General features: G+C 76.0%; 15 protein-coding genes and 1 riboswitch. Of the genes, 2 read left to right on the plus strand and 13 right to left on the minus strand.

The features are described from left to right. Positions 1-10: 10 nt before the first annotated feature. The 3 genes from argB to argC are packed head-to-tail and all read right to left on the minus strand — an operon-like array spanning position 11 to position 3,302. Positions 11-997 (minus strand): acetylglutamate kinase, encoded by a 987-nt coding sequence (gene argB / locus E5225_RS10040; protein ID WP_135973758.1) that lies wholly within the window; start codon positions 995-997, stop codon positions 11-13. Positions 998-1,014: 17 nt separating this feature from the next. Further along, complete coding sequence (argJ, locus tag E5225_RS10045; RefSeq protein ID WP_135973748.1) at positions 1,015-2,241, minus strand: bifunctional glutamate N-acetyltransferase/amino-acid acetyltransferase ArgJ; 1,227 nt, start codon at positions 2,239-2,241, stop codon at positions 1,015-1,017. Further along, positions 2,238-3,302: an N-acetyl-gamma-glutamyl-phosphate reductase gene (argC, locus tag E5225_RS10050; protein WP_208012553.1), complete on the minus strand. Its 1,065-nt coding sequence runs from the start codon at positions 3,300-3,302 to the stop codon at positions 2,238-2,240. Before argC ends, argJ begins: the two co-directional genes overlap by 4 nt. 90 nt (positions 3,303-3,392) lie before the next feature. On the opposite strand from argC, the gene E5225_RS10055 reads away from it, so the two are divergent. After that, positions 3,393-4,376, plus strand: coding sequence for a quinone oxidoreductase family protein (locus E5225_RS10055; protein ID WP_135973746.1), 984 nt, complete (start codon positions 3,393-3,395; stop codon positions 4,374-4,376). Next, on the plus strand, positions 4,373-5,143 hold the full coding sequence (locus tag E5225_RS10060) for a DsbA family oxidoreductase (protein ID WP_243738256.1): 771 nt from the start codon (positions 4,373-4,375) through the stop codon (positions 5,141-5,143). The genes E5225_RS10055 and E5225_RS10060 overlap by 4 nt, the downstream gene beginning before the upstream one ends. Before the next feature lie 93 nt (positions 5,144-5,236). Here the strand turns inward: E5225_RS10060 and E5225_RS10065 are convergent, their stop codons facing one another. The 10 genes from E5225_RS10065 to E5225_RS10110 form a co-directional block, all read right to left on the minus strand. Then, complete coding sequence (locus E5225_RS10065) at positions 5,237-6,784, minus strand: bifunctional hydroxymethylpyrimidine kinase/phosphomethylpyrimidine kinase (RefSeq protein WP_243738255.1); 1,548 nt, start codon at positions 6,782-6,784, stop codon at positions 5,237-5,239. Next, the gene (locus E5225_RS10070) at positions 6,781-7,449 is read right to left on the minus strand and encodes a thiamine phosphate synthase (protein ID WP_135973745.1); all 669 of its coding nucleotides are present in this window, start codon (positions 7,447-7,449) and stop codon (positions 6,781-6,783) included. Before E5225_RS10070 ends, E5225_RS10065 begins: the two co-directional genes overlap by 4 nt. Beyond that, on the minus strand, positions 7,446-8,336 hold the full coding sequence (gene thiM / locus E5225_RS10075) for a hydroxyethylthiazole kinase (RefSeq protein ID WP_135973744.1): 891 nt from the start codon (positions 8,334-8,336) through the stop codon (positions 7,446-7,448). Before thiM ends, E5225_RS10070 begins: the two co-directional genes overlap by 4 nt. Continuing rightward, a riboswitch (TPP riboswitch) is annotated at positions 8,327-8,425 on the minus strand. Its footprint overlaps the gene before it by 10 nt. 159 nt (positions 8,426-8,584) lie before the next feature. Beyond that, a complete protein-coding gene (locus E5225_RS10080; protein ID WP_135973755.1) occupies positions 8,585-13,522 on the minus strand; it encodes an ExeM/NucH family extracellular endonuclease in 4,938 nt (1,645 codons plus the stop codon). 478 nt (positions 13,523-14,000) lie between these two features. Further along, a complete protein-coding gene (locus tag E5225_RS10085) occupies positions 14,001-14,849 on the minus strand; it encodes a hypothetical protein (protein WP_135973743.1) in 849 nt (282 codons plus the stop codon). Next, positions 14,846-15,571, minus strand: a complete 726-nt coding sequence (locus tag E5225_RS10090; protein WP_135973742.1) for a hypothetical protein — start codon at positions 15,569-15,571, stop codon at positions 14,846-14,848. Before E5225_RS10090 ends, E5225_RS10085 begins: the two co-directional genes overlap by 4 nt. Beyond that, on the minus strand, positions 15,568-16,218 hold the full coding sequence (locus tag E5225_RS10095) for a hypothetical protein (RefSeq protein ID WP_135973741.1): 651 nt from the start codon (positions 16,216-16,218) through the stop codon (positions 15,568-15,570). The genes E5225_RS10090 and E5225_RS10095 overlap by 4 nt, the downstream gene beginning before the upstream one ends. Next, positions 16,215-16,880, minus strand: a complete 666-nt coding sequence (locus E5225_RS10100; protein WP_135973740.1) for a signal peptidase I — start codon at positions 16,878-16,880, stop codon at positions 16,215-16,217. The genes E5225_RS10095 and E5225_RS10100 overlap by 4 nt, the downstream gene beginning before the upstream one ends. 118 nt (positions 16,881-16,998) lie before the next feature. Further along, positions 16,999-17,589 (minus strand): alternate-type signal peptide domain-containing protein, encoded by a 591-nt coding sequence (locus E5225_RS10105; RefSeq protein ID WP_135973739.1) that lies wholly within the window; start codon positions 17,587-17,589, stop codon positions 16,999-17,001. A 114-nt stretch (positions 17,590-17,703) separates the two neighbouring features. Beyond that, entirely contained in the window at positions 17,704-19,947 is a 2,244-nt protein-coding gene (locus tag E5225_RS10110; RefSeq protein WP_135973738.1) for a CshA/CshB family fibrillar adhesin-related protein, read from the minus strand. Positions 19,948-20,048: the final 101 nt, after the last annotated feature.

Here is a 20,048-nt window from a genome sequence, read left to right on the forward strand (position 1 = left end):
GTGTGCTCGCTCACGGGGTGTCCTCCTGAGGGGCACGGACCCGGGGCACGGGCACCGTGGAGGGGTTGTCGGCCGGGTCGACGTCGGGCAGCACCATCGTCCCCACGCCGTCGGACGTGAAGACCTCGACGAGGATCGAGTGCGGCTCGCGGCCGTCGATGACGTGCGCGCGCGGGACGCCGCCCTCGACGGCGCGCCAGCAGGCCTCCATCTTCGGCCGCATGCCGGCGTCCAGGCGCGGGAGCAGGTTCGCGAGGTCGGCCGCACGGATGCGGCGCACGAGGCTCTCGCGGTTCGGCCAGTCGGTGTACAGGCCCTCGACGTCGGTCAGCACGATGAGCTTGCGGGCGCCGAGGGCCACCGCGAGCGCCGCGGCCGCGGTGTCGGCGTTGACGTTGAGCACCTGCGTCGGGTCCTCGATGTCCGGCGCCACGGTCGACACGACGGGGATGCGGCCGGCGTCGAGCAGGTCGAGCACCGCGCCGGGGTTGACCTGGACGACGTCGCCCACCAGGCCGACGTCCACCTCCTGGCCGTCGACCACCGCGGTGCGGCGCCGGGCCTGGAACAGCGCGCCGTCCTCGCCCGACAGGCCGACGGCGTGCGGGGCGTGGGAGTTGAGCAGGCCGACGAGCTCGCGCGAGACCTGCCCCGTGAGCACCATCCGGACCACGTCCATGGCCTCGGGCGTGGTCACGCGCAGCCCGCCGCGGAACTCGCTCTCGATGCCGAGCCGGTCCAGCATCGCGTTGATCTGCGGGCCGCCGCCGTGCACCACGACGGGGCGCAGCCCGACCTGGCGCAGGAAGACCATGTCCTCGGCGAACGCGCGCTTGAGGGTGTCGTCCACCATCGCGTTGCCGCCGTACTTGACGACGACCAGCGCGCCGGAGAACTGCTGCAGCCAGGGCAGCGCCTGGATCAGCACCTCCGCCTTCTGGTCGGGGCGCAGGTCGGTGCGCGTGTCGAAGTAGAAGTCCGTCGGCACGGGGGGCATCTCGGGCGTGGTGTGGCTCATGTGGAGTACGCGCTGTTCTCGTGGACGTAGTCGTGCGTGAGGTCGTTGGTCCAGACGGTGGCGGACGCGTCGCCGGCGTGCAGGTCGACCGTGACGTGGACCTCGCGGGCCGCGGCCAGGTCGAGCCGCGCGGGGTCCTCGTGGGCGCCGCCGGCGCGGCAGACCTGCAGGCCGTTGATCGTGACGTCGAGGGCCGACGGGTCGAACGGCGCGACGTCCTCCGGCACCGTTCCGACCTGGGCGATGATGCGGCCCCAGTTCGGGTCGTTGCCGTACATCGCGGCCTTGACGAGCGTGGAGCGCGTCACCGCCCGGGCCACCGCGACCGCCGCGGCCTGCGTGGTGGCACCGTGCACGTGCACCGCGACGTCGTGCGACGCGCCCTCGGCGTCGGCCACGAGCTGGCGGGCGAGCGACGCGCACACGCGCAGCACCGCGTCGGCGAGGACGTCGGCGCGGGGCGTGACGCCGCTCGCGCCGGACGCCAGGAGCGTGACCGTGTCGGAGGTCGACATGCAGCCGTCGGAGTCGACGCGGTCGAACGTCGCCGCGGTCGCGGCGCGCAGCGCGGCGTCGGCGGTGGCGGCGTCGACGTCGGCGTCGGTCGTGAGCACCGCGAGCATCGTCGCCATGGCCGGGGCGAGCATGCCGGCGCCCTTGGCCATGCCGCCGACCGTGAAGGTCCCGCCGGGCGTCTCGACGCGCACGTGCGCCGTCTTCGCGACGCTGTCCGTGGTCAGGATGGCGGTGGCGGCGTCGGGGCCCGCGGCGTCGCCCAGCGCGGCCACGGCGGGTGCGACGGCGGCGAACAGGCGCTCGCTCGCGAGCGGGACGCCGATGAGGCCGGTGGAGCACACCACCACGTCTCCCGCCGAGACCCCGAGGGCGTCGGCGACCTTCTCCGCGGTCGCGTGCGCGTCCTGGAAGCCGCGGGGGCCGGTCCCGACGTTGGCGCCGCCGGAGTTGAGCACGACGGCGGACACGACACCGTCCGTGACGGCCTGGCGCGACCACAGCACGGGCGCGCCGACGACCCGGTTCGTCGTGAACACGGCCGCCCCGGCCTGGCGCGGCCCGTCGTTGACGACGAGCGCCAGGTCGGGCTTCCCGGACGCCTTGAGCCCGGCGGTCACGCCGGACGCGCGGAACCCGGCGGCGGCGGTCACGCCCGGTGACGTACCCGCGGACGTGCCCTCGAGCGCGCCCGCGAGGTGGTCGGTCACGGGGCGACCCCGTTCCGCGGCAGGCCGAGCGTCTCGGGCAGGCCGAGCGCGAGGTTGAGGGACTGCACCGCACCACCGGCCGTCCCCTTGACGAGGTTGTCGATCGCGGTGACGGCGACGACCCGGCCAGCGCGCGCGTCGAGCGCGACCTGCACGTGCGCGGTGTTGGCGCCGGCCGTCGCGGCCGTCGTGGGCCAGCGGCCGTCGGGCAGGACGCGCACGAACGGCTCGTCGGCGTAGGCGGCCCGCCACACGGCGCGCAGCTCGTCGTCGGACACGTCGACCCCGGGTGCCAGGCGCGCCGTGGCGGTCGCGAGGATCCCGCGCGACGTCGGGACGAGGACCGGCGTGAAGGACGTGCGCACCTCGGCCGCGCCGGCGCTGCGCAGGTTCTGCGCGATCTCGGGGACGTGGCGGTGCGTGCCGCCGACGGCGTACGGCACGGCGGAGCCGAGCGCCTCGGACGCGAGCAGGTGCGGCTTGAGCGACTTCCCCGCGCCCGAGTAGCCGACCGCGAGCACGGTGACGAGGTCGGTGGTGTCGAGCAGACCGGCCGCGACGCCCGGCTGCAGGGCCAGGGTGACGGCGGTGACGTTGCAGCCCGGCACGGCGATGCGACGCGCGCCGGCGAGCCGCTCGCGCTGGCGGCCGACCGTCTCGGCGACGACGAGCTCGGGCAGCCCGTACGTCCACGTGCCGGCGTGCGGGCTGCCGTAGTAGGCCTCCCAGTCGGCCGCGTCGACGAGGCGGTGGTCGGCGCCGAGGTCGACCACGACGGGGTCCTCCCCGAGCGCCTCGAGCTCGGCGGCGACGGCGCCGCTGGCGCCGTGCGGCAGCGCCAGGACGACGACGTCGTGGCCGGCGAGCACCTGCGCGCTCGTCGGCTCGAGCACCCGGTCGGCGAGGTCGACCAGGTGCGGGTGGTGGTCACCGAGCGAGGTGCCCGCGTTGCTGTGCGCCGTGAGCGCGCCGATGCGTGCCTGCGGGTGGTCGAGCAGGAGGCGCAGGATCTCGCCACCCGCGTACCCGCTGGCGCCGGCGACCGCGACGGAGAAGCTCATGTGCATGACTATACATTCGGGTGCAGATCGATACCAACGAGAATCGGCACCCGGCGGAACACCGCAGCGGCCGCGACGGTTGTGCCGGCCATGCGTGCTGTCGTCGCCACCCGCGCGGGCGGGCCCGAGGTCCTCGACGTCGTCGACCGCCCGGAACCGGTACCCCGGCCGGACGAGGTGCTCGTCCGGGTCGCCGCCGCGGGGGTCAACTTCATCGACACCTACCTTCGTACCGGGACCTACCCGACGCACTACCCGCACGTCGTCGGCTCCGAGGGGGCCGGTGAGGTCGTGGCCGTCGGTGCGGACGTGACGACGCTCGCGCCCGGCGACCGCGTCGCGTGGGCCGACGCCCCGGGCTCGTACGCGGAGCTCGTCGCCGTGCCGGAGCGGTCGGCGCTCGTCGTGCCGCCCGGGCTGGACGACCGCGCCGCCGCCGCGCTGCCCCTGCAGGGCATGACGGCGCACTACCTCACGGCGTCGACGTTCCCTCTCGAGCACGGTCACGACGTGCTGCTGCACGCGGCCGCCGGCGGCGTCGGCCTGCTGCTCACGCAGCTCGCGGCCGCGCGGGGCGCGCACGTGCTCGCGACCGTCGGCTCCGCGGAGAAGGAGACGCTCGCGCGCGCCGCGGGGGCGGCCGACGTCATCCGCTACCGCGAGCTGTCGGACCTCACCGCCGAGCTCCCCGCGCTCGTGCGCGACCGCACCGGGGGGCGCGGCGTGCACGTCGTCTACGACTCGGTCGGCAAGGACACGTTCGAGGCGTCGCTCGCCTCGCTGCGCACGCGCGGCACGCTCGTGCTGTTCGGCGGGTCGTCCGGCCAGGTGCCGCCGTTCGACCTGCAGCGCCTCAACGCCGGCGGCTCGCTGTTCGTCACCCGGCCGACGCTCGGCCACCACACCGCGACCCGTGACGAGCTCGAGTGGCGCTGGCGCGAGGTCGCCGACCCGGCCGCGGCCGGCGCGCTGGACGTCCGCGTCGGCGCCACGTTCCCCCTGGCCGACGCGGCCGACGCCCACCGCGCCCTCGAGGGGCGCGCGACCACCGGAAAGGTGCTGCTGCTCCCGTGACCACCCCCTCGGTCTCCACCACCCCGTTCACGCCCCTGGCCGCCCCGCCGCGCACCATCCGCGTCGAGGTGTGGTCCGACGTCGCGTGCCCGTGGTGCTTCATCGGCAAGCGCCGGTTCGCCGCCGCGCTCGAGCGCTTCGAGCACCGCGCGCACGTCGACGTCGTGTGGCGCTCGTACCAGCTGTCCCCCGAGACCCCCGCCGGCCCGGGCCGGCCCGAGGTCGAGGCGCTGGCGCGCATGAAGGGGCTCGACCCGGCGCAGGTGCGCCAGATGTTCGCGCAGGTGACCGCCGTCGCGGCGGGCGACGGGCTGCGGTACGACTTCGACCGGACGCTCGCCTTCAACACGTTCGACGCGCACCGGCTGCTGCACCTGGCGGCGCGCGCCGGCGGTGCACCGCTGGCCGACGCGACGATGGAGGCGCTGTTCTCCGCGCACTTCGAGCAGGGCGCCGACCTGGGTGCCGACGGGGCGCTCGTGTCGCTCGCGGCGCGGGTCGGGTTCGCCGACCACGGCTGGGACGAGGACCGCGTCGCCGCGGCCCTGGCGGGCGACGACGAGGCGGCGGCCGTGCGGGCCGACATCGACGAGGCACGGGCCCTCGGCGTCACCGGCGTGCCGTTCTTCGTGGTCGACCGGAAGTACGCCGTGTCCGGTGCGCAGCCGGCTGAGGTGCTTGCGCAGCTGCTCGACGCCGGGTGGCGCGAGGCGAACCCGCTGACCACGCTCGCGAGCGGCGACGCCTGCACCGACGCGACCTGCTGACCCGATCCGCGCGGCCCCGCGGTCGCGGCACCGCCACCGCCGCGCTACCGCGGTGCCGGCGGCCCCGCCCCCTGAGGGGCCGCCGGCACCGGATCAGGGGGCGGCGCGCCCGGCGGCCGCGAGCGCGGCCGGACCGCGCGGCGCCGGCGCTGCGGCGTCGACCTGGTCGAAGAACGCCACCTCGTGCTCGCAGGACCGCACGAACGCCGCGAGCATCCGTGCGCGCGTCGCCGCGCCCACCTCGCGGGCCGCCTCGTCCGTCAGGCGGCGCGCCTCGTCCGCCGCCGCGGCGAACCCCGGGTCGCCGTACGTGCCGATCCAGTCCCCGTACGGGTGCGCGCCCAGGTCGCCGGCGCGCGCGAGGACGCGCGCCCCGATGTCGGCGTACAGCCAGTAGCAGGGCAGCACCGCCGCGGTCAGCTCGGCGTACGAACCGCGGGCGCCGACCGCCAGCAGGTGGTCCGTGTACCCCGTGGTGACGGCCGACGCCGGACCGCCCCACGCGCGCCCCGCCCGGTCGAGCCGGTCGCGGTGCAGCTCCGCCTCGACGTCGAGGCACCGGCTCGCACCGCGCGCCCAGAACGCCTGCGCCGCACCGTCCGGCGCGAGCTCGCTCGCGCGGGCCAGCACGCGCGAGTACGCCGCGAGGTAGAGCGCGTCCTGGTGGAGGTACGCCTCGAAGGCGTCGGTGCGGAGGGTGCCGTCCGCGAGCGCCCGGACGAACGGCAGGTCGTCGCACGCCGCGCGCACGTCCGCGACGGCGTCCCACGCCTCGTCGCCGAAGGGCGGGGCGCCGAGCGTCGCCGCGTGGTGCAGGTGGTCGACGGGCCCGCGTCCCGACCCGACGGCGAGCGCCTCCCCCGCGGCGATCGCGCCCGTGAGCCACGCCTTCGCCTCACGCACCGCGGTGACCCAGTCGGGGCGGCGGGGGCGCAGCGCGGCGACCGCGGCGGACAACGAGCAGCCCGTGCCGTGCGTGGCGGTCGTGGCGACGCGGACGGCGTCGAGCTCGACGACGGTCGTCGCGTCGACGACCGCGTCCGGGCTCGCGTCGCCGTCGAGGTGACCCCCCTTGAGCAGCACCGTCACGGCCGACGCCCGCGCGAGGCGGCGCGCCTGGTCGACGGCGGCGCGCCACGTGCGGGCGGCCGGCTCACCGAGCAGGACGCCGAGCTCGGGCAGGTTGGGGGTGACGAGGTCCGCGTGGGCGACGAGGCGGCGCACGGCCTCCTCGGCGTCGCGGTCGAGCAGGCGGTCGCCGCTGGTGGCCACCATGACCGGGTCGAGGACGACGACCGGCGGACGGGTGCGCGCGAGCCAGGCGGCCACCTCGTCGGCGACCGCCCGGGTGCCGAGCATGCCGATCTTCACGGCGTCGACCGTGACGTCGTCCGACACGGCGTCGAGCTGGGCGCGCAGGAACGCGACGTCGGGCACGTGCACGGCACGGACGCCGTGCGTGTTCTGCGCGACGAGCGCCGTCACCACGGCCATCCCGTACGCGCCGTGCGCGGCGAAGGACTTGAGGTCGGCGTGGATGCCCGCACCGCCCGTCGGGTCGGTGCCGGCGACGGACAGCACGCGGACGCGCGCCGGCCGGACGCGAGCCGGCGACGCCGTGGGGCCCGGCACGGCGCTCACCGCGTCACCGCCGGCGCCTCGGCGCGGGCCCACGCGGCGACGAGCGCGGCCGCCGCACCTCCGGGGTCCGGCGCCGAGCACACGGCCCCCACCACGGCGAGCGCGTGCGCCCCGGCGGCCCGCACCGCGGGTGCGTCGTCCGCCGTCAGCCCGCCGATCGCGACGACCGGCAGCGTCGTCGCGTCGACCACCGCCCGGACGCCCGCGGCGCCGAGCGCCGGACCGGCCTCCGGCTTGGTGGCCGTGAGTCGCACCGGCCCGCTGCCGACGTAGTCGGCGCCACCCGCGGCGCGCAGCAGCGCGGGGCGTCCGGCGGTGACCCCGACGACGGCGTCGGGCCCGAGCAGCGCCCGGGCGTCGGCGACCTCGAGGTCGTCCTGACCGACGTGCACGCCGTCGACCCGCGCACCGCGGGTGCGCGCCGCGAGCGCGACGTCCACGCGGTCGTCGACGAGCAGCACGGCGGGCGGCGCGTCGTGCAGCGCCTGCGCCACGGCGACCGTGAGCGCGACCTGGTCGCGCACGCCGGCGCCCTTCGCGCGCACCTGCACGGTCCCGATCCCGGCGCGCACGGCCGCGACCGCGACGTCGGCGGGCGCGTGCCCGGCGGCGACGCACACGTCCGCGTCGAGGACGAGGTAGACCCCGCGGGGCAGCCGGCTCACGCGAGCACCGCCACGTGTGCCGCGCGGCCCACGTGCGCCGCGAGGTCGTCGCTCGTGAGCGCGTGCAGCTCGTCGAGGAGCGCCGCGGGGAACGAGCCGGGGCCGCGGGCGACCTGGGCGGCGCGCTCGGCGGCGAGCCCGAGCGCCGTGGTGGCGCCGACGCCCGCGGTCAGCGGGTCGGTCACCGCGGCGAACGCCGCGACGAGCCCGCCGAGCGCGCAGCCGGCGCCGGTGATGGTGGTCAGCAGCGGGTCCCCGACGGCGAGCCGCACGTGCGTGCGGCCGTCCGTGACGAGGTCGACCGGTCCGGACACCGCGACGGCACCCCCCGTCCACCGCGCGACCGCGTCGGCGGCGTCGGCGGCCGCGTCGACGTCGTCGCCGGCGTCGACACCGCGTCCGGCCGCGGCCAGGCCCGCGAGCGCGAGCACCTCGCTCGCGTTGCCCCGCACCACGGCCGGCCGCTCGGCCAGGAGGCGTCCCGCGAGGCGGGTGCGCACGGACAGCACTCCCACGGCGACCGGGTCGAGCACCCACGGCGTGCCGGCACCGGACGCGACCGCGACGGTCGGCTCGACGGCCGCGCGCTGGTCCGGGCCGAGCGTGCCGAGGTTGACGAGCAGGGCGCCGGCGAGCCCGGCGAGCTCCTCGGCCTCCCCGGGCGCGGACGCCATCGCGGGTGACGCCCCGATCGCGAGCAGCGCGTTGGCGACGAGGTTGGTCGTCACCTCGTTCGTGAGGCACTGGACGAGCGGGGTGCGGGCGCGCAGGTCGTCCAGGGCGTGGGCTGCGGACGCGGCGAAGGGATGGGCCGCGGAGGCGGCGAAGGGGTGGGCGGTGGAGGCGGCGAGGGAACCGGGTGGGGTGGGGACGGCAGGCGTCGTCATCGCGACATCCCTTCGCTCGTGCTAACGAGATCAGGTTCGACGGGTGTGATCTCAGCCCTGCCTGGTGCAGGGCACCCCGTGTCGCCGGCCACCGTAGCGCAACGGTGCCCGTACCCGGACGTAACGGACCACCACGCGGACCGTGACGGGTCCACGCGGACGGCGGGTGCGCGGGCGGGACGACGACGGGGGCGGACCCGGCTGGGTCCGCCCCCGTCCCGTACAGCCCTGCGGCGTGCGGCTGCGCCTCAGCGGCGCACCGTCACCGTCCGGCTTGTGCTGCCCGCGACGTTCGCGGCGTCGGCGGGCACGAACACCGCGGTGAGGCGGTGCGTGCCGCGGCCCAGGTCGCGCGGCAGCGTGCCGATCGCGACGCCGAGCACGACGTCGGCCTCGGCCACCACGCGGTCACCCTCGCGCAGCTCGACCGTGCCGGCGGGCAGCCGGAGCGTGTCGAGCCGGACCGTGGCCACCCACGGGGACGGCAGGAACGAGAACGGCGAGGAGACGACGTCCAGCGTCGTGCTGCTGCGCGCCTTCTCGACCGTGACGGTCACCGGCTCCGACTGCGAGCCGGCGACCGCGTCCGTGCCCGCGTACCGCGCGACGACGTCGTACGTGCCCGCGGGCGTCCCCGCGGGCAGCGTGAGCCGCGCCTGGCCGCCGCGCAGGGCCGCCGTGCCGAGCACGGTCTCCCCCGCGACGAACTCGACGTCGCCCGTGACGGGCGCGTCGGCCGTCACGCGTGCCGTTAGCACGACCCGCCGCGCCAGGCCGCCGTACACCTGGCTGTCGGGGCGCGCCGTGAGCGTCGTCGTGGACGACGGCACGCCCGCCTCGACGACGAGCGGCAGCGTCACCGTGGTGCCGCTGGGCTGCGCGACGAGCGTGAGCGTCCGGGTCCCCGGCGTGGTGCCCGCGGGCACGGTGACCGTCACCGTCCCGGCCGCGTCGGGGCCCTCCCCCCGGGTGAGCGTCGCCGTGCCGAGCGCGACGTCGTCCAGGCGCACGTCGAGCGACGTGTTGTCCGGCGCGCCGAGGCTCGTGAGGTTGAGCCCGGTCACGGGGAAGGTCAGCTCCGCGCCCGCCTCGACGGGGCCGAGCTCCGGCACGCCGACCGCCCGCTCGCGGAAGTCCGGCGTGAGCCCCGGGTTCGCCTGCAGGTACGCGATCCACGCGTCCCGGTCGACGAGACCGGAGTCCGCCGCCCGGGCGCCGTCCTGGAACACGCGGAAGTTGTCGCCGCCCTGCGCGAGGAAGGAGAACGTGCCGATGCGGTACTCGGCGGCCGGGTCGACCGGCACGCCGTCGACCGTCACGGACGTGATGCGGTCGCCCTGCGGCCGCGACGCGTCGTAGGTGTACGCGACGTTGTCCGAGAGGCCCAGCTGGAGGTACGGGCGGCTCGGCACCGTGCCGTCCGCGGCGGTCTGCCACTGCTGCTCGAGCATCGTGCGGACCTGCGCACCCGTCAGCGTCGTCGTCCAGAGGTTGTTGACGAACGGGAGCACCGCGTTGGCCTCGGCGTACGTGACCGTGCCGTCGGGTGCGTGGAACAGCTCGTTGCGCAGCCCGCCCGGGTTGACCACGCCGATCTGCGCGCCGCCGCGCTCGGGGGCGTCGAGCGTGTCGAGCAGGGCGTCGGCGACCAGGTTACCGAGCGTCGACTCGCGGCTGCGGTCGTCCCGGCCCGTGCCGGGCAGCGGTCCCGGGCCGACGTACCGGCCGTCGACGAAGGTGCCGCCGGTGTAGGCCGTCGTGATGTCCGCCGTCACCGAGCCGACGGGCTGGTTGCCGACCTCCGCCGCGTGGGCGAGCGCCGCCGCGACGATGGCCTGCACCGCCGCGACCCGCGGGTACGCGGCGACGAGCTCGGCGTCGGCCGTGGTCGTGCGCGGGACGTTCTCCGCGGTGGACGCCGTCACCTCGCCGCTCTCGCGGTCGTAGGTCAGGACGACCTTGCCGAGGAGCTCGCCGTACGAGCCGGTCTGCAGCACCGGGCGCGTGCCGTCCTCGCCGGGCACGGGTGCCTGCCACGCGTACTGCTTGTGCGTGTGGCCGGTGAAGATCGCGTCCACCGCGGCGGACGTCTCCGTGACGATGTCGGCGAAGGCGCCGCCGGCGGCCACCTCCTCCTCCAGCGTCGCGCCGTCGGGCGCGCCCGCGCCGGCGCCCTCGTGGTACTCGGCCACCAGCACGTCGGCCTCGCCGTTCGCCTCGTCGCCGTCGGTGAGCCGGACCGCGACGCGGTTGACGGCCTCCACCGGGTCCCCGAAGTCGAGCGACGCGACGCCGTCCGGCCGCACGAGCGTCGGAGTCTCCTGCGTGACCGCGCCGATGACGCCGACCGTCACGCCGGCCATCTCGAGCAGCGCGTACTCGTCGAGGGCGGGCGTCGTGGTGCCCGCCTCGTAGACGTTCGCCCCCAGGTACGGGAACCGGGCGTTCGTGCCGCCGGCGAGCACGCGGTCGACGAGGTCGTCGTAGCCGCCGTCGAACTCGTGGTTGCCCACGGCCGACGCACGCAGCTCGAGCGCGTTCAGCACGTCGATCGTCGGCTGGTCCCGCTGTACCGACGACGCGAACAGCGACGCGCCGATGTTGTCGCCGGCGGACAGGAACGCGGCCGCGCCGCCCGCGGCCTCCGCCGCGGCGCGCTGCTGCTCGATCGTGCCCGCCACCTTGACGGTGTTGGCGTCGATGCGCCCGTGGAAGTCGTTGACGTTGAGGAACGTCAGGTCGACCGGGCCGGTGTTCGCGTCGCCGGCCGTCAGCCCGACCGTCACGGGGTCGTGGTCGGAGGACCGGTACGGGCCGGGGTCGTGGTACGTCGTGCCGTGGTAGCCGTAGCGGCTGTACTCGAGCGCGATCGACTCGCCCGCGTTGATCTCCCACACGTCGGCGCCGGTCGCGCGGCCGGCGGCCGCCTCGTTGAGCAGCACGTGGTCGAGGGAGCCGGACAGGCCCTGGAACGAGTAGCTCCACTGCCCCGGCGCGAGCGCGTCCACGGCGTCGACGTAGCCGGCGTCGTACAGGACGTGCAGCGGGTCCTCCTGCGTGTAGGCGTTGAAGTCGCCGACGAGTGCGACCGCCTCGGCGTCGCCCTGCACGGTCGGCACCCAGTCGCGCAGCGCGGTGGCCTGGCGCACGCGCGACTCGTTCGACGCGCCCTGCCCGTCGCCCGCGTCCGCGTCGCCGGGCCACGGGCCGGCCGAGCCCTTCGACTTGAAGTGGTTGACCACCACGAGGAACGGCTCGCCGCCGCCGACGGGCGCGAAGGCCTGCGCGATCGGCTCGCGCGCGTTCTGGAACGCCTCGCCGTCGTCGCTCTGGTCCCCCAGCGCACGGGAGGCGCCCGTCGGCTCGACGGCCGCGGGCTGGTAGATCAGCGCGTTGGTGATGACGTCCTGACCGGAGGCATCCGGCAGCTCGGCGGACGAGGGGACGAAGGCCCAGCGCTCCTCGCCTGCGGCCGCGTTGAGCGCGGCCACGAGCGCCGCCGACGCCTCGTCCGGCACGCCGTCGACGCGCGCCGAGTTCTCGATCTCCATGAGGCCCACCACGTCGGCGTCCAGGCCGTTGATCGCGGCGACGATCTTCTCCTGCTGGCGCGCGAGGTCGTCCGGGTCCCAGGCGCCGCGCTGGTCGCAGCCCTCCGCGACGGTGACGGGCTCACCCGACGGCGTCGTGTACGCCTCGCACGACGCGCCCTGCGCACCGAGCGTCGTGAAGTAGTTGAGGACGTTGAACGACGCGACCGACAGGTCCCCGCCGACGTCCTCGGGAGCGGCCGTGCGGTCGTCCTCGAACGTCGCGGGGACGGTCGCGCCGGCCGCGAGCGGGGCCGTCGGGTTCAGCTTCCAGGTGTCGTTCCGGTAGTCCACGACCACCGGCTCGACGACCTGCACGGCCGCACCCACGCGCACCGGGTTCTCGGTCGAGACGTACGGGGGCGTGAGGCCGCCGGCGTCCTGGCCGAGGAAGTTCGTCGTCGCGCCGTCGTCCAGCGTCACGCGGCGGGCGGCGTTGTCCGCCGCGACGGCGGCCGCCTCCGGCGTCCCGGGTCGCGCGACCTCCGTCGGCTGCAGGAGCGGCGTCGTGCCGGTCGCCAGGCCCACCTCGCCGTACTGGTTCGTGGCGTACGTGTTCGAGACGGTGAGGTCACCGGTCGGCAGCAGCAGCATCGACTCGAGCGCCTCGCGCGTCGCGTCGTCGGCCGGCCAGGCGCCCGTGACGGGCACCGGAGCCGGTGCCGGGTCGAGGACCGTCACGTCGGCGGGTGCGTCGACCGTGAGCTGCGTGAGGCCGTGGAACTCCGCCACCTCGCCGGTGACGCGCAGGTGCTGGCCGACCTGCACCGCGGCGACCGTGGCCGCCGAGTAGACGAAGACCGCGTCGGAGGCGGTCCGGCCGGCGGGTGCGCCGCCGCCCGTGCCCGGCGTCTGGAGCACGTAGCCGCGCAGCCCGCCCGTCGGGTAGGCCGCGGTGACGACGCCCTCGGTCACGACCACCTCACCCAGGTGCGGGGACGCCGGGCCGGTGCCCTGCACCTCGGCGATCGTGCGCGCCGTCGGCTCGGTGGGCTCCGGCTCCTCGCCGGGCGCGTCGCCGGAGGCGGTCGGCGTGGGGACGCCCACCGTGAAGTCCGCCGCGTTGTCCGCGGTGTTGGTGCCGCCCGCGACGCGCGACGCCGACGTCGCGTTCCCCGTGCCGGGCGCCGGGCCGGAGCCCGCGAACGAGGACGCGTTCGCGCCGTACCCCACGAGGTCCACGACCGCGGGCACGTCCGCGCAGCCCGTGCCGCACGTGAGCGCCTGCGTGCCGGCCGTGAGCGCGACCTTGCCCGCGGACCCGCTCATCGCGGTCGTACCGGTGACGTCCGGCGTGATGTCGACGCTGCCGCCGGCCCCCCGCGCCTGCCCGACGAGCAGGTGCCCGCCGGCGGGCACGCTCGCTCCCGTCAGGCGCGTGACCTGCCAGGTCGCGCCGCCCGCGGACGCGTACTGCACCGCCCAGCCCGACACGTCGACGGGCGCGTCGCCCGGGTTGTAGAGCTCGACGAAGTCCTGCGTCAGGGTGGCCCCGCTGTTGCCGCCGCCCCCGTAGACCTCCGAGATGACCACCGGCGCGTCCGGTGAGACGGCGGCGTGGGCCGCCCCTGCCGTGACGACGCCACCGGTGAGCATCAGCCCGAGCGCGGTCAGCGCCCCGGTGGTCGTCCGTCCTCGTGCGTGCACGCGGGTCTCCTTCGTCGGGGCGCGGGGCGCGCGGCGCTGCGTCGTGCGGGGTCCGGCTCGTGCCGGTGCGGCGGCGACGCCGTCCCGACGGGTGCTGCGCGACGCTGCGCAGCGAGAACGGCCGCTCGTGGCGGCCGTGGTCCACCCTGCGCGGTTCGTCCGGTCCGCCGCAACTACCCGACAGTAACCATTCGGTGAACTCGTCCCATGAGCCGGCTGCGCGTCCGCCGCCTGCAGACGCGGCCGTCGCCGGCGGACGCAGCCGTCGCCGTTCGCCCCCGCCGAGACGCCGCGGCCTCGGCGACGCCTGAGCGTCGCCGAGGCCGCTGCGACCCACGTGCTCGTCTCGACACGCCGCCGGCGGGCGGTGGGCAGGCGGGCGTCGGCAGGTCGGTCGACCGCAGCCGTTCGACGCCGCCGGGCGCCTTCACGCCGTCGGCGGCCCCTCCGCGCCGCGCGCGGACCGCCGACGACGACGCGTCCCCGCGAGCAGCAGGGATCCGACGCCGACCGCGCCGACCGCGAGCAGCGCGGCCCGCAGCAGGTCCGCACCGGTCATGGCGAGGACACCCGGACGTCCGGCCGGCTGCTGGGCGCCCGTCCCGGCGGGATGGTCGCCGGGGGTCTCCCCGCGGATCTCCAGGTGCACGACGAACGACGCCGCCCGCGCGCCGACCTCGGCGCGGTTGCCGCTGGTCGACGACGCCGGGAACGTGTAGCCCACGGTGAGGGGCGTGCTCTGGCCCGGGGCCAGCTCGACCTGCGCGACCTGGGTCCGCCCCGCCTCGGCGAGCGCGCGGAAGGAGGCCGCGCCGCTCGCCGACGCGGAGGTCCAGTCGAGCTGGAGGTCGTCGTAGAACTCGTCGGTCACGGGCCCCTGGAGGTCGACCTCCTGCACCCAGGCGCGCAGCGTGCCGGTCGTCGGGCCGTCGTTGCGCACGCTGACGGTGCGCACGGCGCGGTCCCCGGGCACGGTCACGGGCACGCCGACGAACGACCTGTCGGCGGTCGTGTACGTCGTGCCGTCCCACGCGAGGGCGACCGTCTCGCCCGCCCACCGGGTGTCCAGCGCCCCCGCACCGACCCCGGGGGCCGCAGGCGCGGGATCGGCCTGACCCGCCGCGGGTGCTGCGGCCGACCCTGCTGCGGCCGAGCCTGCCGACCCGGCCGTCGCGGTCGTCTCGGCCGTCTCGGGAGCCGCGGAGGTCGGCTGCACCACGATGAGCGCCCCGACCAGGGCCAGGACGGCGACGACACCGGTCCGGGCGCGCCTCATGCCTCCTCCTCTCCGGGGCGGAAGGTCCGGAACGAGAACGTCAGCGTGTGGTCGGGCTCGTCGGCAGGGTCGACGTCCTCCCCGACGGTGGCGGACCACGTGTCGGAGCCCGTGACCTCCACGGGGGCGTCGAGTCCCGGGACGACCGCGCTTCCGGCGGCCGTCACGGTGTCGGTGTGCTCACCGGAGACCGGTGCCCACGTCGCGACGAGGCACCAGTACTCCGAGGTGGGCGTGACGGCGTCGCTGTACCCGGCCGTCCACGGCGTGGAGGTGAGCGAAGACTCGGCCGTCGCCGACGCCGTGCACGCCGCCGGGGACTCCACCTGGGTCAGGGTCCACGTCGACGCCCCGAAGAGCCCGCCGGCGACGGCCGGCTCCACCGTGTAGGCCAGGCCGCGGTTGCCCTGCGCCAGGGAGTCCACCTGCACCGGGATCGCGACGGTGCCGCCCTTCCCGTCGTTGTACAGCTCGGCCGCCTCGGCGGCGCCGAACGTGAACACCGCCCGGTCGGGGTGCTGGTCGCCGGACGTCGTGTAGGTGACCTCGCCGGGCGCACCGGCACCGAACACGACCGCGCCGAGCGGGATGCGGGCGTCGACGGCCTCGGCGTCGCGCCACAGGGCGAGCGAGGCGCCCGCACCGAGGCCGAGGGCCACCGCGAGCAGCAGGACCAGGGCCGTGACGGCTCGTCGCGGCACGGCCGCACGCGTGCGCGTCATGACGTGAACCCCTTCCCGTCGCGCACCTGCGCGAGCTCGATCCGGATGCCGCCGAGCGAGGCCGCGACCGCCTCCCGGACGCCGGGGACCTCGCCCGACGCGTCGGGCTCCGCCAGCGGGACGTCGCCCGTGAGCGACGCCGTCACGACGATCCGCCACGGTGCGTCGCCCCACGCGGCGACCTCGGCCGGCGTGAGGTTGTCGGCCGGGGACTGCAGGACGACGGCGCTTCCCAGGGGTGCCGGCTCGGTGGCCGCACCGTCGGGGTCCACCACGACGTACGTGGCCTCGACGCCCGCCGGGGCGGAGAACCCGTCGTCCCACGAGACCGTCAGGCGGGCGGCGAGGTTGTCGCCCACGAGCCGCGGCCGGAACTCCTGCGTGAGGGTGAGGGAGTCGCCCGGTGTCGCGAGGTGGTCGACCGTGCCGTCGTCGAGGACCTCCCCGGCGCGCGGCGCGGCGACGTCGGGGCTGGTCTCCTGCCAGGCGGCGGCGCCGACGAGCTCGACGTCCAGGTCGCCGTGGCGGACCAGACCGCCCACGCCCTCGCTGTCGCGCCCCCAGAGGGCGTAGGTGGGCCCGGCGACCAGGGCCGCGACCACGACGCCCGTGATCGCGAGCCTCGTCGCGTCGCGGCGGCGGCTCATGGTGCACCTCCTGGGCTGGGGACGCGGGCCGTCAGGGCCTCGTCGGGTCGGTGGTCGGGTCCGTGGTCGGGTCGGTGGTCGGGTCGGTCGTCGGTCGGGTCGGGGGCAGGGGTCCGGTCGTCGCTCGTGGCAGTGGCACGGTCCGGGCGCAGGAGCATGAGGACCGCGTAGACGAGCAGCGCCGCGGCGACGGCGACCACGACGGTCCCCCGGTGGCCGCCGAGCCACAGCGACACGTGCCCGACAGCGGGCACGTGGTAGAGCGCGACGCCCTTGATCTGCTCGGGCACCAGCGGGTCGTCGTCCGCGCCGTTGGCGTCGCCGCGGGTGACGAACCGGACGCCGTCGCCCGTGAACTGCTTGTCGACCACGCGGTGCGTGACGAGCGTCGGGTCGTCGGACACCGGCTGGAACGTCACGACGTCGCCGACCTGGACCTCGGCCGCGGCGTCCTGCACGCCGCGCACGACGACCACGTCGCCGGGCTCGTACGTCGGCACCATCGACCCGGTGAGGACGGTCAACGCGGCCCCGTCGAGCGCCCGGGGGACGACGACGAGCGCGCCGGCGAGGGCGAGCACCGCGACGAGCAGCGCGGTCGTCACCGCCGAGAGCAGGCCCGCGAGCGCGCTGTCGCCGCGTGCACCGTCGGGTGTGCCCACGGTCGCCTCCTCCTCCTCGTCGGTCCGGGATGTCGGTCAGGGATGTCTGTCAGGGATGTCGAGCGGGTGCGATGGGGCGGGTGGGGCGGGCGCGACGGCGCCCGCCCCACGCCACCGGTCAGCGACGGATCTGCTCCAGCGTCACCGAGAGGCCGGAGAGGGTCGACGTCTCCAGCACCTGGTCGCGGTTGTCGGCGTCGAAGCTCACGCGCACGACGACCGAGAGGTCCGCGACGCCGTCGAGCGTCTCGCCGACCTCGGTGCGGCCGAGCTCGTCCGGGTTGTCGATCGACTGCAGCTCGACGGGGACGGGCGTACCGAGGGGGGCCGTCGCGAGGACCTGGTCCCCCTGGACGACGTCGTACTGGACCGTGACCCCGGGCGGCAGCGTGCTCGCGCCGGTGTCGGCGAGGGTCAGGTTGGCGACGAGGTTGTCACCGTCGAGCGCCACGTCGAAGCCCTGCGTGCCCTCGATCGTGTCGCCGGGCACCATCTGCCACGTGGCGAGGTCGATGTCGTGCGGGGAGTCCGCGCGGTCGTACGACACGTCCTTCCACGTCGTCTGCAGAGCGGCGACGTCGAGGTTGCCGTTCGTGATCGTGCCGCCGTCGAGGTCGTCGCTGTCGCTCCACAGCGCGAACGTCGTGCCACCGGCCAGGAGCGCGACGCCTGCCACGCCGGCGACGGCGCCCTTGGTCCTGTTCTTCATGGTTGCCTGCCTCTCTCTGGTTGGCGCCCGGGACGGGCGGCACAGGCTCCGCGAGGGAGACCTGCGGGTCTGTTCTCGTCGGGAGGTCGGACGGCGCACGGCGCGCCGTCCGGGTCAGGGTCGCGGGACGACCTGCCGCGTCGCGGTGCAGGTGACCTGCTCCCCCGCGGCGAGCTCGCCGAGCACCACGTCGGTGCCCGCGCCGTGCGCGCCGCAGTCCAGGTGGGCCGGGTCGTCGGTGACGAGCGGGGAACCGTCCCGCGTCTCGGTCACCAGGTCGACCACGGACACGTCGCGCAGCGGCACCGAGCCGGTGTTCGTCACGACGTAGGTCCAGGTGACGGGGGTGCCGGGGGTGAGCCGCGCACCGTCGTCGAGCGGCGCACCGTCGGCGGCGGCGGTCTTGTCGACCGTCAGGCCGAGACCGACCAGGTCGACGCTCGCGCACAGCCCCGCCGCCTGGGACGCGGGCTCGCAGCCGAGCGGTCCCGCAGCCGGGGGCGTCGCCGACCCGACCGCGACGTTGCGCATCGCGGCGCCCGCCGTGCCCGGCACCTGCGTCACCGTCATGCGGTACGTCAGGGTCACCGAGGCCCCGACGTCGAGCGGGCCGGACCACGTGATGCGGTCCGCCGTCACCGACGCCGTCCCGGTGGACGCCGTGACCTCGCCGAGCGTCGCGTACGGGAGCGCGCCGGTCAGGTCGTCGACGACGTACGCCGGACGGTCGTGCGTGAAGGCGACGTTCCCGGTGTTGCGGAGCGTCACGGTGTAGGCGACCGTCCCGGTGCCGTCGGTGAGGTACGGCACGTCCGCGCTCTTGGCGACCGTGAGCTGCGTCGCCAGGATCTGCACCTGCCAGTCCTCGACGTCGCCCGCGACGGCCGGACCGGTCGCGGACGCCAGGTCCGCGGGGTCCGTCGACGCGCGCAGCCGGAGGAACGACGTGCCGCCGCGGGTGTCCGCCGGGACCTGCGACCAGGTGAGCGTCACGACGTCACCGGCGGCCGACCCGCCGGGGCAGGCCACCGTGTCCGACCGCTCGTCGTCGTCGTACGTCCCGTTGCCGTCCCAGTCCAGCCAGGCCGCGACGTGGGCACCGCTCCCGCGGCACCGCGCGGTCGCCAGCGTGTACGGCGCCACGGCGGGCTCCACCTCGACCGCGGCGGGGCTGCCGCCCGCCCCGAAGGCGTCCTCGTCGGGGACGTCCGCGGTGGCGTCGGCGCTGAACGGCACGGTGGTGTTGGCGCGCACGTCCGCACCGAGGCTGACGTCCGGCGCACCGCGCGTCGCGACCGCCGTGCCCACCTGGTAGCAGGCGCCGTCGCACACGGTCCCGGCCAGGCGCGTCCGCCCGGGGGGCAGCTCCCCGCCCGACCACGTCGGCCGCACGACCGCCCCGGCCACGCCGTAGCTCTCCGGTGCGTCGCCGTGGTCGACGCCGAGCACGTAGCCCACCGCCGCGGCGCTGAAGCCCTGGCCCACCAGCTCGACGTCGAGCGTGTCCACGTCCTGCGCGAGCAGGACCGCGGTGGCCGAACCGTCACCGCACTGCACCGACTCGTTGAAGAGCCGTGCCGACCAGCCGGCGGCCTCCTGGGCGATGTCGACGGTCGCCGTGTGGGTCTGCCCCGCACAGGCACCCTGGTAGCGGTCGATGACGCGCCACGGCGAGGCGGCCGACGCCGCGGTCGCCTTGACGTGCTCGATCATCCAGGCGTCGTTGGGACCGGGGCCCTGGTTGAGCGACTCCGGCTCGGCGAACACCAGGCCGCCGAGCTCGACGGGGTCGCTGCCGATCCGGTTGCCTCCTGCCCGTCCCTGCTCGTCGTACCGGACGACCTCGGCGTCGCAGGAGACGGTGAACGTCGTGGTGTCGTCGTCGACCACCTGGCGGACTCCCGCGGGCGGCATCCCGGGGTAGAGCTGGCCGAGCCCGTCCGTCGAGCGGCCCACGGTCCCGTCCGGGTTCTCCCAGCTGTTCGCGCGCGGCGCGTACGCCGTGACGGGACCGCCCGACGTCAGGTCCGAGAGCGTGCAGGTGACCTCGAGCCAGGCGTCGTCGCCCAGCTCGTGCCAGTTGGTCACCGTGGTGCCGTCGGTGACGGTCTCGTTCTCACCGGCCCAGGTGATCCACGCGATGTCGGGGACCGCCGCGTCCTGGTGGGCGCCCGTCGCGTAGACCCGGGCCCCGGTCGAGCTGCCGGCGGCCGAGTGGTCGGTCGCGGCCGCTCGCGTGGCGCCCGTGACGGGCACGAGTGCGAGCGCGAGCCCGACGGCCACGGCACCGGCGACGACCCGCGCGATGCCGTCACGCCCGGGTGCGTCCGCCCGGGGACGGCGTGCGTTCGTGTGCATCCTCGTGCCTCCTGCCGAGTCCTTTCCCTGGCGGCACCCCCAGGGCAGGGAGGGGAGGCCGTTCCTTCTTCCGAGTGGACGGGCTCCAGGAAAACAACCCA

Source organism: Cellulomonas shaoxiangyii (assembly GCF_004798685.1).
Lineage (GTDB): Bacteria > Actinomycetota > Actinomycetes > Actinomycetales > Cellulomonadaceae > Cellulomonas > Cellulomonas shaoxiangyii.